The organism is Treponema parvum (assembly GCF_017893945.1).
Lineage (GTDB): Bacteria > Spirochaetota > Spirochaetia > Treponematales > Treponemataceae > Treponema_D > Treponema_D parvum_A.
Genome location: NZ_CP054257.1, coordinates 2,408,147 through 2,421,167 on the forward strand (window position 1 = coordinate 2,408,147; position 13,021 = coordinate 2,421,167).

The window sequence follows — 13,021 nt, forward strand, 5'->3', positions numbered from 1 at the left end:
GGATGTGACAAAGATGATAAAAAATTATTTTCAAAAGATAAAAAAAACTGTAGCCGACGATGCAATGAGATTATGCATAATTATAGCCTTTTTTGTTTTTATGCCGATTATCTCACCTTATTTTTTGCAGACTCGTAATATGATGAATATTTTACAAAACGTATCTCTTCAAGGTATAACCGCAATAGGTATGACAATTGTCATTATAACAGGCGGAATAGACATTTCTGTAGGCGGTGTTATGGCTATGTGCGCATGGATTGCCGCATCCTTGATGAAAAACGGTTTGTATTGGCCTCTAGCATTATTTTTATGTATTTTGATTGCCGTCATTTGTGGAATGGTAAACGCTTTTTCTATCGGTATTATGAAAATCCCTCCTATGATAGCTACGCTTGCTATGATGAACATGACGAGGGGATTACAAACTGTCTTATCAAGAGGTAAGACTTTGACCGGCCTTCCAATAAGTTTTCAATTTCTTGGACAAGGGATGTTATTTGATATAATACCCTTGCCGGCAGCAATCATAATCCTATTGTATTTGGCAGCCAGCTGGTTTATGAAAAATACAATTACAGGGCGAAGCATATATGCCGTAGGGGGAAATCCCGAGGCGGCACGTGTGGCCGGCATAAAAAACACACATATCCTTTTTTTCTCTTACATAGCTTGTGCAGTATTTTCTACTATTGCAGGATTGATCTTCATATCCAGAACCAATTCTGCACCTTCTACACTAGGTAATGCTTTGGAAATGCGTGCTATTATGGCAGCCGTAATAGGAGGAACAAGTGTTACCTATGGCGGAAAAGGAAAAATCTTTGGCACCTTTCTTGGTGTAATTATCGTTGGATTGATAACAAATGCATTGGATCTGTTGGGTGTTTCTGCATACTATCAACAGTTTATACAAGGCTTGCTTGTTTTGATTGTAGTTATGCTTGAAGCTTTAAAAACTATGAACCATGCAAAAAAAAGTTAATTGGAGATAATGGATTTATGTCAATAAAACCTAATGCTCTTTATATACAATCAGGAGGACCGACCGCAGTTATTAATTCTTCGGCTTATGGAGTTATAAAAAGCTGGAGGGATAAAGGAGCTTCTGTCGGAAATTTATATGCAGTTTTGAATGGCAATTACGGACTCGTAAATGGATTATTATATGATACTTCCAATATATCAAAGACAACTCTAAAAAGGTTAAAAAACACACCGTCTATGATTTTCGGCTCATCAAGGTATAGAATTGAAGATAGCCCAAAAGGATACAAACAATATGATGAAATAATTAAAACCATCAAAAAACATAACATCCATCATATCTTTTATAATGGCGGGGACGGATCTTTGCGTGCATGCAATGAATTGTCCCTATATTTAAAAAAAGAAAATATCTCATGTTCTGTGATATTTATTCCTAAAACGGTAGACAATGATATAGACGGTATCGATCATGCTCCGGGATTTCCGTCAACCGCCCGACATGTAAATATTTCAATTACAGAACTTATTCATGACATAGAAACTTATGATACTAATATTATTGCTGTAATTGAAGTGATGGGTAGAAAAACAGGTTGGTTAGCAGCTTCCACCATAGCAGCCAAACATTGTGGATACGGCCCCGACCTTATTTATGTCCCGGAACATAAATTCTCTATTTCAAATTTTTTTAATGACATACAAAGAATTTTGAAAAAAAGAGGTAAATGCATTGCTGTTGTCGCCGAAGGTGTAAAAGATGAGCATAATAAATATCTTTTTGAATACAGCAATAAAAACCTACTCCACCCCGAACTGTCTATGGGGGGGATAACGCCTTATTTGACCGATCAACTAAAAAACAACTTCCCTTGTAAAATAAGGGGTATTGATCTTGGGTTAATGCAAAGATGTTCAAGCCATCTTGTTTCTTCCATAGATGTTAAAGAAGCTTCAGACTTAGGGGAACAAGCTGTTTTTTTAGCCTTGGCAGGCGAAAATAGAAAAATAGTATATGTCAAACGTCTTTCTTCATATCCATATACTGCTGTTTTTGACACCATTCCGATTGAAAATGCAATCAACGGCGGACATCCATTGCCGTTGTCATATATAAATGACGCTGGAAACTTTATCAAAGAGTCATTTCTAGATTATATATGTCCTTTAATAGGAAAAATGCCGTTATATGCCAAATTGAACAACAAAAAAATAATAGGGGGTTCTTGAATGTATAAATACCAAGATCTGGGGTTAGTTAATATCAATAAAATGATGGAAAGAGCTTATATAGGGAAATATGCTGTCCCTGCGTTGAATTTTATTTCCATCGAACAGCTTAATGCCATCTGTGATGCTGTTATTAACAAAAAATCTCCTGTCATGCTTCTTGTATCGCCAAATTTACATAGTCAACTGGGGCCTGAAATGATCGCAAGATTAGCACAATGTGCTGCCGACCGTATAAGAAATTCCGGAATAAACAGTGAAATAGCCCTGCATCTTGACCATGGAAAAACATTTGAACAATGTGTCTATGCCATTGAAAACGGGTTTTCATCTGTAATGATAGACGGAAGCGCGTTATCTCTCGAAGCGAATATAGAACTTACAAAAAAAGTAGTTACTTATGCACATGCCCATAACGTTTCTGTAGAAGGAGAACTTGGTGCTCTATGCGGTGTAGAAGAATCATCCGAAAAAGAATCCGGACAAAATATGATGCAATATACGGATCCCTTGTCCGTTAAACGCTTCGTAGATGAAACTCACGTTGATTGTTTGGCAATAGCGATCGGCACTGCGCATGGACTTGTAAAGATGAAGTATAATCCTGACGGCACTTTGCCCAAGTTAAGATTTGACATTCTTGATGAAATAGAACATCTTCTACCAGGGTTCCCCATTGTTTTACATGGAGCGTCTGCAATAAAAAAAGAATTCATTGACATGATCAATACATATGGCGGAGAGGTAAAAGAAGCCGTAGGAATTCCGGAAGATCAAGTCTCTGAAGCGGCAAAAAAAGCAGTTTGCAAAGTAAATATTGCCTCAGACGGATGGATCGCAGCTTTGGCTCTTACGAGAAAAATCCTTGCAGAAAACAGAGATGCTATAGATAGTCGAGTCTTTATGCTTAAAATCCGCCCTATTTTAGCTTCTATATACGAGCATAAGATAGATATCTTGGGAAGCTCCGGAAAATCGGAAATAAAGGATTAAAAAACATGAAATCATTTATTTCATTTGAAGTCGGAGGAACAAATATACGCTTTGGGATAGTCCGCGAGGATCTTAAATTAATGTCATTCGATCGCTTACCAACCGACCGGCTATCCAAGGCACAAAATAAGATCAGTTTTTTTTCATCCATTATACGTGACTTAATTAAAAAATCTACAGTAAAAAATATTACGGCTGTAACTTTTGCCCTAGCGTCATTAATGGATCGTGATCGTACTTACATATATTCCTCGCCGATGATTGATGGTTTTGACAATATTGCCTTTAAGTCAGAACTTGAAAAAGAATTTTCTTTTCCGGTTATATTAGAAAAAGATGTAAATATACTTTTATTATATGAAATTTACAAAAACAAACTGCCTTTAAGAGGTATAATTACCGGATTTTTTTTAGGAACAGGTGTCGGAAATTCTATCAGTATCGACGGAAAGATATATGTAGGAAATTCTGGTGCAGCTTGTGAGTTAGGACACATACCGCTTTATAGTAATACCGAATTTTGCAAATGTGGAAAAAAAGGCTGTGTTGAGACCAAGGCTTCCGGACGTGTACTTGAACAGTTTGCTTCCGACTTTTTCCATTGTCCTATCAAAGAAATCTTTAAATTACACGGCGAGTCACCTGAAATAGTTGAAGTGATCGAATGTTTTGCAACAGCCATTGCAACTGAAATAGGAATTATTGATCCATACTGTATAATACTTGGTGGAGGCTTGATTAATATGGAAAATTTTCCAAAAGAACTATTAATTTCACGCATTAAATCACATTTAAGAATTCCGTATCCTAGAGATTCTCTAGAATTTTTATTCGCCAGCAGCGATGCAGAAGCAGGCGTTATCGGAGCGGTGATTCATGCCCAAAATATATTGCATTAATTTAATATTTTGAGAATAATAAAGTAGTTTGGTATTTGTTATGGAAAAAGATTTGGATTTTAGCGGGAGAACACAGTTATATTTTCAGTTATACGATAAATTTTATGAAAAAATAAAAAACGGAGAATACCCTCCTGGTACGCTCTTGCCTACTGAAACCGAAATAATGGAACAATATAAAATAAGCCGTATCACAGTGCGTAAAGCGATGGATATGTTGTTAAATGACGGACTCATAGTAAAAAAACGAGGATATGGAACATGTGTTCAAAATAAAAAAGTAGAACAAACTATGCAGAGGGTCTTGCATTTTTCCGAAGAAATGAGGAAAAAAGGGATAAAGACTTACACAAAAATGATTCACAATGAAGTTATCTCCGCTACTATGCAAATTGCAAAAGCACTCAACCTTCCTGAAGGAACAAAGCTTGCTCACGTTTATCGTCTTCGGTATGCAAATGACATACCAATGTGCATAGAAAGTGCTTATCTTGAATTAGCATCATGTCCGGATGTCCCTAATCATGACTTTTCTGTAGAATCACTGAGAAAATTTTTAAAAGATACATACAATATCCAATGGGCACACGCCCGACAAAAAATATTTGCAATAAATGCAAATTCCAAACTAGCAAAACAACTTGATATACCACATAACAATGCATTGATATTTATAGAGCGGGTGTCATATACAGAAGACGGACGTCCAGGAGAATTTCTTCAAGGATATTATCGTGGAGACAGCTACTATCTTACGACAGAATTGCAGGCATAAACTAGGCTTATCACAATCCTTCGACTCCTTTCAGAATTCGCACGAAAGAAGACTACGGCGAAAACTTTTTCGAAGCGGTTTCGCTCATAAGCTGACCGGACAATCGACCAATCATCGGCCGTCGGCAGTTGACCGACGCATGACAGTGCGGTAAAGAGCGAAGTTTCCTGCGCAACGGTAAAGCCCATAACAGAGACAGCGGCCTGCTAAACACGACGCTGCGACCGGCAGCAAACCAAAAATCCGGCTTCCCGAACGCTTTACGTTATGTTCCTTATGGAGGTGCCTTTATAAATTCGGGGTTTTAAAAGGCAGGAATAGTCTTTTGACTTATAGTTCGGATTTTTTATCATTTCAATAATGGTCGTACCGAGCAGACGGCCTATTTCTGTTCCGGGATGCAGAGAACAAGTTATGTTTTCACTTTCATAATCGTTCGCCGAATAGTCGAAACACACAACCGAATAATTTTCGGGAATTGAAAGTTTATGCTTTGCCAGAACTGTTTTAATCGCTTTGTAGATCATTATATTGCAGCATACTATTGCGCTGCAGCGGGGTATGGATTTAAGAAAATTCCAAATGATTCTTTCAACGCCTGTCCCTCTGTCAATATTGTCGGAAATCAAAAATTTCACATATTTATCGTCGAAAACCGCATTGTATTTTAAGACGGCTTTTATATACCCTTGGTATTTCATTATACCCTGGTAATTATCGTATAAGAATATGCCGCATATATATCTGTGCCCGTTATCGACAAGCTCTTTTACAAGCAAATCTGCACATTCCATATCGTCTATAATTATCTTGGGATAATTAGTACCCGAATAATAGTTGTTGTAGAATATGAACGGAATGTTTTTAGCGTACAGCGAAGCATAGACGTCCAGATTCGGGTTTACTATATTCGCTTTCACTCCGTCTATTATCATGCCGTCGAATCCGGTTTTGCAAAACTCAAGGCAATTGCGCTCGTTTGCGATCTTGTTGTCGGTATAAAACAACCTTATGTCGGCGTTATGGGTGTTTAGCATGGATTTTGCAGCTTTTATCAGCGCGGAATTGGCTTCCCGGTCATATCCTTGTATTATCAAAGAAATTAAATACCTGTCGCCTTTTTTATTGTCTTCAAAGGATACGGCCTTAGCTCTGTCAAAATAAGTGCCGCCTCCTCTTATCGAATAAACAAGCCCCTTATCCGCCAACACCTTAATGGCCCGTCTGACGGTTTCACGGCAGACGGAAAATTTATGCGTCAAAAAAGTTTCGCTCGGAAGCTTCGTATTTGAAGAGAATTTATTTTGGTCGATATAAATCTTTAAATATTCATAAACGACCAAATGTTTGATTCGCGTCTTCATGGAGCTGCGCTCAATCTCCGATATTTACTTCAAGTCCTTCAACGTCTTTGATCCAACCGATCAATTTTTTCCTAAGCTCGCTCTTAATATTAACATAATCTTTATTATGCGCAAGGTTGTTAAGCTCATAAGGATCGGCCTTTAAATCATACAAAAAATCGTCCACATAGTAATCGCTTCCGCCTTTTTCTCCGCCGTTTAAATTAGGAGCGACGACGGAATATTTCCAATCAGGAGTCCTTACACATCGTCCGACGCGGCTCTCGCTTATCTGTAAAAACACTTCGTTTTTTCGCGCATGCCGTCCCTTCGGTTCGCCGTCTTTTAATTCGCCCGTCTTTCCCATAGCCAAATCCTGAAGCCGCTCTCCGTCCATATAGTTGTCCACGTCAAGTCCTGCAAGAGTAACTATGGTTTTGGGAATGGAAACGGTGGAAACAAGCTCTTTTATCCTTTTCCCTTTGCACTTGAACGGCCCCCCGGAAATTACCAAAGGTATATGGATTGCAGACTCATGGCAAGTTCTCTTGTAATCGTCGTGCCCGTTTAAATTAGCGTCCTTATTCCGCGTCCTAAAATGAGACCCGTGATCGGAAGTGTAAATAATGACGGTATCGTCGTAAACGCCTATTTCCTTAAGCTTTGCAATAACGCGCCCGAAATTTTCATCCACGGAATTACAAGCGCCCAAGTAGTCCGGATATTCTTCCTGCCAATCCCCGCCGGGAATGGCTTTTAAATCTTCCGGCGGAATAAAGTTTTTGTATTTTTCTTTGCTGCCGGCAGGGCCCTGATAGTGATTGGCGTTGTTCTGATGATGAGGTTCGATATGGCTTACCGTTAAAAAAAACGGTTTATGTTTGTCTTTTTTATATTGCTCTAAAAATTCAAGGGCGTAATCGGTGATGCAGCTGCAGCGGTAACCTTTGAATTCGTGCTTTTGCATGTTTTCATCAAAGACAAAGCCTCCTTCACCGTTAGAAGTAAATTCAAGCACATCGCTTGTCCGCCAAAAGCCGGTATATCCGCCCCTGAGTTCGGGAGGGATCGCCTTTGTCTGATAATCTATTACAGGCTTGCTTTCAAGAGCCCCTTCGCTGGCAAGGTGCCACTTACCTACGTAGGCCGTTTCATATCCCGCGCCTTCCATATAGTTGGCGACGGTTTTAAAATTTATGGGAAGCATCTTGTTGTTTCTAAAGCATCCCGTGGAAGTGGCATAAAGCCCCGTCTGAAATATCGCCCTGCAAGGTCCGCATACGGGCTGCGGCGTAAAGGCGTTTTCAAACAGAACACCCTCCTGCGCAAACCGGTCAAGATTCGGAGTTATGTCAAGTTGTTGCCCGTAGCACCCGCAGGTATCGGCTCTCTGCTGATCCGAAAAATAAAATACTATGTTATATTTTTTATCCATTTTTTAATTGTCCTTTTTGAAATCTCTAATTTTACCGTAAATAACGATTACAAGCGTAAGCGCTATTAAAGCTATAAAAGCGAGGCATATTGGGCTTGAAGCAAAGATTTTCGACGAGCCGTCTGACAAAACCAAGCTCCGTCTGAAATTTTCTTCGGTTATGTCGCCCAGTACCAGTCCCAGCAAAATGGGAATGGTCGGAAAATCGACTTTTATAAGAACGTAGGCCAAAAGCGCAAAACAAAGAGAAATAAAAATGTCTATCGTGGAAGTGTTTACGCTGAATGCGCCTGCAAAACAGAACATGACTATGATAGGCGTCAGTATTGCAAGAGGAATGTTGATAACTTTGGCAAAAACGCCCGTCAAGTATCTTCCCTGCAGGAACATGAACAAGTTGACGAACAACAATCCTATCATGATCGCATACATTGTAACGCCGTGTTCTACAAACAAGTTAGGCCCGGGAGTCAAATTGTGTACCATCAAAGCGCCCAGCATAATCGCAACGCAGCCGTCGCCCGGTATTCCCATCGTAAGAAGCGGAATCAAAGTGGCGCCGGTAACAGCATTATTCGCCGTCTCTGCAGCGGCAATCCCTTCGATCGCTCCGTCGCCGAATTTTTCAGGAGTTTTGGACATGTTTTTTGCGTTGTTATAACTGAAAAACGAAGCCATGGTAGCTCCCGTTCCGGGAATAATTCCGATAATCACACCGATCGCCGCTGAAATAAGCGATGGAAGCGCCATCAGTTTATATTCGGCTTTGCTGATCTTACCCTTGTCCTGTTTAAGAATTTTTGCGTCGGCTTTAAGAATTTCTTCTCGTTTACCGCGTGCAAGTATTTCGCTCAAAGCGAAAATTCCGATCAAACATATAACAATATCAAATCCCGAATACAAATTTATATTACCGAAAATATAGCGCGGCTGTCCGGTCACGGGGTCAAGTCCCACTGAAGAAATAAAAAGTCCCAAAGCGCCTGAAATTATACCCTTTACCAGACTTTTGCCTGAAACTCCCGCGATGATCGTAAGGCCGAAAAGGCAGACTAAAAAATATTCGGGCGTGCCCATCTTTTGAGCAAATTTTGCAAACTGGGGAGCAAAAAATAAAAGAGCGAAGGCTGAAAAAAATCCGCCGAACGTGGAAGCGTGGAGCGCAATATTCAACGCCTTTCTGCCTTGTCCGCGCTGCGACATGGGATATCCGTCAATCATGGTAGCGGCGGCGTGCGGAGTACCGGGAGTCTTAATGAGAATGGCGGATATAGAACCGCCGTAGCCTCCGGCGCAATAAATGCCGAGCAAAAACATAAAGGATTCGATCGGACCCATCGTATAAGTGAGAGGTAAGAATAAAACTATGCACAATATTACGGTAAGGCCGGGGATTGCCCCGAAAATGACACCCAATAAAAGTCCTATATTCATCCATATAAAATTCGGGATGTTAAAAAAAACTTTAAATCCTTGTATAAACAGATCCATTTTATCCTCTTTTACGGTAAACGAACGTGTAAAACTTCTCGGAACACTAAGCCGATTATTACTGCAGAAGCTAAAACTATCAGGTAATAATGCCATTTTCTGACTCTAAAGTAAAAAGTCATGGCAACGCCGAAAATCATTGAACTTACGATAAAACCCAAAAGCTTTATCGTAAAAAAATAAGCCAGCAAAATTATAAAAATGAGCAACGCCCTTAATTCCGTTAAAATTTCAATCGTCACCTTTTCGGTTTTTTTCTTTGCGATGATCTTTATCACTTCTTTTACAAAAATAAAAATTGAACAGAATAATATTATTCTAAGCAGTAAAAGAGGAAACGTCTGCGCATTTATAGCGGACGAGCCGGTAATTTTTATTTGTTCCGGCATGATAAAAATAAAGACGGAAGAAAATATTATAAACAAAAGGGAACCTAGAATATTCGCATTAAAGCTGATTGTTTTCCCCTCCAGGCGCTCACCTATATCGTCCAAGCCCTTATTTATTTTATCAAAAAACACAGTTATTCTATTCATTGAATATCCCCGGTTTAAAAGGCTGCCTAATTATCGCGCTTCAAGGCGGTCTAATTAAACAGCCTTTTTTTGTTATTTATTAGCATTAACAATGTCTATTACGTTCTGAATATGAGCGTCGTATTCAGCCTTGTCCATGGGGTTTGCTTCTATCATTAAGTTCTTAAAAAGTTCGACGACTTCCGGTTCCTGCAAAATTTTTAAATAAGCGTCGCGAATTTTGCCGATAACTGCGGGATCCGTTCCTTTTCTGGCAAAAAGACAGCAAGTGTTAGGATAATAGGCCTTGATTCCGTAAGAACCCACGCCTCTAACATTATAAACGTTGTTGCTTACGCCGTCTTTGTTGAACACCACGATAGGTTTTAAAATTCCGGCTTCCACATTCCCCTTTGCCTGCGACTGGTGGGAAACTGCAAATAGGGCTTCTCCCTTTGCCGCCGCATCCAGAGCCAGATTTGCGCCGTTGTAGCTTACCAGTTCATATTCAATACCCAGCTCTTTAAATAAGGCCTTTACTAAAAAAGCTTCGGATCCGGCCGCGCCGTTTACCGCAATCTTGAGTTTTTTTCCCTGTCCGTAGGCTTTAAGGTCATCAAGGTTATTGATATTGAGTTTTGCATTTGCCGTCATAACAAATATGGCCGAATATATGTTTACAATAGGTTCAAAATCGGAATACTTGAATCGGATAGCTTCGGATCCTGCGATATTCGGGGCAATTGAAAAACCGCCTTCTCCTCCGAAAATTAAATTATAAGAATTGGGTTCGTTTTTTAAGTAATTCGTTAATGCAATGTTCCCTCCGGCACCCAATTCATTGGTAGCAATTACGGGAACTCCAAAATATTTGGAACCGAAAGTTGACATTTTTCTGTTTACTATATCGGCAACGCCGCCGACGGCCCACGGGCAAATCACGGTAATTTCTTTTTCAGGCCATTTTAAGGTTCCGGACTCTTTTTGTCCGCCGGCAAATACCGACGACGCCAGCAAAAACACGGTTAAAAACCATACAACTTTTTTCATAAAACCCTCCAATTTCATTTATTTGTTTCAGTATAAAGTGCAATTGTCATAAAACAAGACAAAAATTAAATGTATTTGGAATAAGTTGTATGGTCAAAAGAAAAAAAATTAAAGTTGTCTAAGCGAAAGAATTTTATGTTTTTGGACGCAGTTATTTGGTTGTTATTCGGCAGCTATTCGGCGCGGGCTATGGCGGCAAGCTGCGGCCCCTTGGAATAAGCGCAAAGCGAAAAATTCCAAGTCCAAACGACATGACCCATAACAGGCGCCGCCGACAATGCACCGGACGCACTGCAAACGACGACTGACCTATCGGTCGACCAATCATCAGCGGCCGGATGAACACACTGATGCCCGGCCGGCAACTGTCCGCTGCGTGCTAATGCCGCAAAGCGCAAAGTTTCCGTGCAACGGCAGGCTGCTGCCGGAATATAGCCGCTTTTTAACACATTTTCAGCATATGATGCATTTTTTACCGCTTCGGGCGCTTTTATATGCGGCGCATATTATTTCGACTGCACGGCTTGCGCTCTCGCCGGTTATGTCCGGTTCGGAGTCTGTGTCAACGGCGTTTATGAACGATTCAAAAAGCCTCTGATGGCCGTGGAATCCTATAGCAGACGGATCGGGAGCTCCGCCTCCTGTTAAAGTCGCATTGCCGTACTCCGCTCTAATCCGCTCGTCTTCATCCGTTTCGTTTGAAAACTCCCATTTTACAATATTTTCTTCTTCCATAACGGCGGTGCCTTCCGTGCCCATTATTTCAATTCGCTTAAAAAAACCCGGATATGCGCACGTAGTGCCTTCTATGGTTCCCACCGCGCCGTTTGCGAATTTAAGGGCTACTGCGGCCGTGTCCTCAACTTCGATTCTCTTATGTCCTACGGTTCCGATAAAAGCGGACACTTCTTTGACAGGCCCCATAAACCACTGGAGCAGATCTATCGCATGTATGCCCTGATTCATCAAGCAGCCGCCCCCGTCCATCTTCCATGTTCCCCTCCAAGCTCCGCTGTCGTAATATTCTTGACTCCGGTACCATTTTATCTGAGCGTCCGCAAATGCGATCTTGCCGAACCTTCCGCTTTCAACCGCCTCCTTTACTATTCGGGAAGCATCGTGATATCTGGAAGGAAAAACGCCTGTCAATTTTACCTTATTTTTTTTACAGGCGTCTATAATGACCTTGCATCTTTCGGGCGTTACTTCAAGCGGTTTTTCAACAATGACATGTTTTCCGGCTTTTGCGGAAGCAACGGCTCCGTCAAGATGAAGCCCTGATGGGGTGGCAATCGTCACAATATCGATTTCAGGATTATTAAGAAAATCCGCCAAATTTTCATATCCCATGCAACCGTGCTTCTGGGCAAACGCCTCCGCCTTGCCGGGAACAGGGTCAAACCCGGCTATAAGCCGGGCGCCGTCAATATGCTCGATCGCCTTTGCGTGGAACTCCGAGATCATTCCCAGTCCTATTATCCCAAAACCTTTTTTTTTCATCGCGTTACCTCCCAAAGAGGTTTTTAACCTTCGACAGCGCCAGCCTTGCTTCTTGCCATGTCTCAGGTTTTTCCGTTTCAAAAGAAACGGTTTCCTCATAACCGAGTTTAAAAAGAATATTGAGCGCATTAAAAACGTATTCGTCGGATTCTTCGGGAATACGCCTGTTAAAGCCGGCAATATGTACATGTCTTACATGGTCAACACAGGGTTTAAGAGAATCAAGGGATTCTCCGTTGCACATCATGTGAAACAAATCGACCATCATCTCAAGGCCGTCGTCATGCACAGTCCTCACAAGCTCAAGGCCTTCCGAAGCCGAAACGATTAAATTGCAGCAGGTTTTATCAAACGGTTCAATGCAAACAAGCATTCCCGCACGCTTTGTCCTAGGAAGAATGACGTCTTTAAGTATCCCTACGAACTGATCGAAAGCTTCTTTCCTTGTCTGCTCCGGGCCGAATGTCCTTGAAGGGCCGCTTCCGAGTATTATTTTTAGGATCCCAAGCCTTTTAAGCCTTGGAAGAACACTATCCAAATATGAAGCCGTCTTGTTAACGTCAACTCTTTTTCCCACAAGTTTGATATCCGCCGGAAAAAAGTTACAGGCTGCAAGGCTTTTGAGGTCCGATTTTTCCGTCTTTTCGACAACGCTAGAAAATTCGGATTCCGGCATTTTGTAAAAATTCATCAATGGGAATTCCACATAGTCGAAGCCCGCTTCCCTAATCATGTCAAGGAACTCAAGGCCGAGCCCGAAACGAGGTTCCGTGGAAAAACCTGTGCAGTAGCCGTATTTCATC

The 13,021-nt window shown here is 41.0% G+C and carries 12 protein-coding genes; 5 read left to right on the forward strand and 7 right to left on the reverse strand.

What is annotated here, in order from left to right:
• Positions 1 to 13 precede the first annotated feature (13 nt).
• The 5 genes from HRI96_RS10710 to HRI96_RS10730 are packed head-to-tail and all read left to right on the forward strand — an operon-like array spanning position 14 to position 4,884.
• Positions 14 to 985, forward strand: a complete 972-nt coding sequence (locus HRI96_RS10710) for an ABC transporter permease (RefSeq protein ID WP_256729334.1) — start codon at positions 14 to 16, stop codon at positions 983 to 985.
• A gap of 17 nt (positions 986 to 1,002) precedes the next feature.
• A complete protein-coding gene (locus HRI96_RS10715) occupies positions 1,003 to 2,217 on the forward strand; it encodes a diphosphate--fructose-6-phosphate 1-phosphotransferase (protein WP_210117343.1) in 1,215 nt (404 codons plus the stop codon).
• The gene (locus HRI96_RS10720; protein WP_210117344.1) at positions 2,218 to 3,210 is read left to right on the forward strand and encodes a ketose-bisphosphate aldolase; all 993 of its coding nucleotides are present in this window, start codon (positions 2,218 to 2,220) and stop codon (positions 3,208 to 3,210) included.
• Positions 3,211 to 3,215: 5 nt separating this feature from the next.
• The gene (alsK, locus tag HRI96_RS10725; protein ID WP_210117345.1) at positions 3,216 to 4,109 is read left to right on the forward strand and encodes an allose kinase; all 894 of its coding nucleotides are present in this window, start codon (positions 3,216 to 3,218) and stop codon (positions 4,107 to 4,109) included.
• A 40-nt stretch (positions 4,110 to 4,149) separates the two neighbouring features.
• On the forward strand, positions 4,150 to 4,884 hold the full coding sequence (locus HRI96_RS10730; RefSeq protein WP_210117346.1) for a GntR family transcriptional regulator: 735 nt from the start codon (positions 4,150 to 4,152) through the stop codon (positions 4,882 to 4,884).
• 260 nt (positions 4,885 to 5,144) lie between these two features.
• Here HRI96_RS10730 and HRI96_RS10735 read toward each other — a convergent pair whose 3' ends face one another.
• The 7 genes from HRI96_RS10735 to HRI96_RS10765 all read right to left on the reverse strand — a co-directional run bounded on the left by HRI96_RS10735 (position 5,145) and on the right by HRI96_RS10765 (position 13,020).
• On the reverse strand, positions 5,145 to 6,248 hold the full coding sequence (locus HRI96_RS10735) for a GntR family transcriptional regulator (RefSeq protein ID WP_210117347.1): 1,104 nt from the start codon (positions 6,246 to 6,248) through the stop codon (positions 5,145 to 5,147).
• A 10-nt stretch (positions 6,249 to 6,258) separates the two neighbouring features.
• Entirely contained in the window at positions 6,259 to 7,662 is a 1,404-nt protein-coding gene (locus HRI96_RS10740) for a sulfatase family protein (protein ID WP_210117348.1), read from the reverse strand.
• Positions 7,663 to 7,665: 3 nt separating this feature from the next.
• Positions 7,666 to 9,153, reverse strand: a complete 1,488-nt coding sequence (locus HRI96_RS10745) for a tripartite tricarboxylate transporter permease (RefSeq protein WP_210117349.1) — start codon at positions 9,151 to 9,153, stop codon at positions 7,666 to 7,668.
• Positions 9,154 to 9,164: 11 nt separating this feature from the next.
• The gene (locus tag HRI96_RS10750; RefSeq protein WP_210117350.1) at positions 9,165 to 9,689 is read right to left on the reverse strand and encodes a tripartite tricarboxylate transporter TctB family protein; all 525 of its coding nucleotides are present in this window, start codon (positions 9,687 to 9,689) and stop codon (positions 9,165 to 9,167) included.
• Positions 9,690 to 9,761: 72 nt separating this feature from the next.
• Positions 9,762 to 10,718: a tripartite tricarboxylate transporter substrate-binding protein gene (locus tag HRI96_RS10755; protein WP_210117351.1), complete on the reverse strand. Its 957-nt coding sequence runs from the start codon at positions 10,716 to 10,718 to the stop codon at positions 9,762 to 9,764.
• Positions 10,719 to 11,171: 453 nt separating this feature from the next.
• A complete protein-coding gene (locus HRI96_RS10760) occupies positions 11,172 to 12,218 on the reverse strand; it encodes a Gfo/Idh/MocA family protein (RefSeq protein ID WP_210117352.1) in 1,047 nt (348 codons plus the stop codon).
• 4 nt (positions 12,219 to 12,222) lie between these two features.
• Positions 12,223 to 13,020 (reverse strand): sugar phosphate isomerase/epimerase family protein, encoded by a 798-nt coding sequence (locus tag HRI96_RS10765; RefSeq protein WP_210117353.1) that lies wholly within the window; start codon positions 13,018 to 13,020, stop codon positions 12,223 to 12,225.
• Position 13,021: the final 1 nt, after the last annotated feature.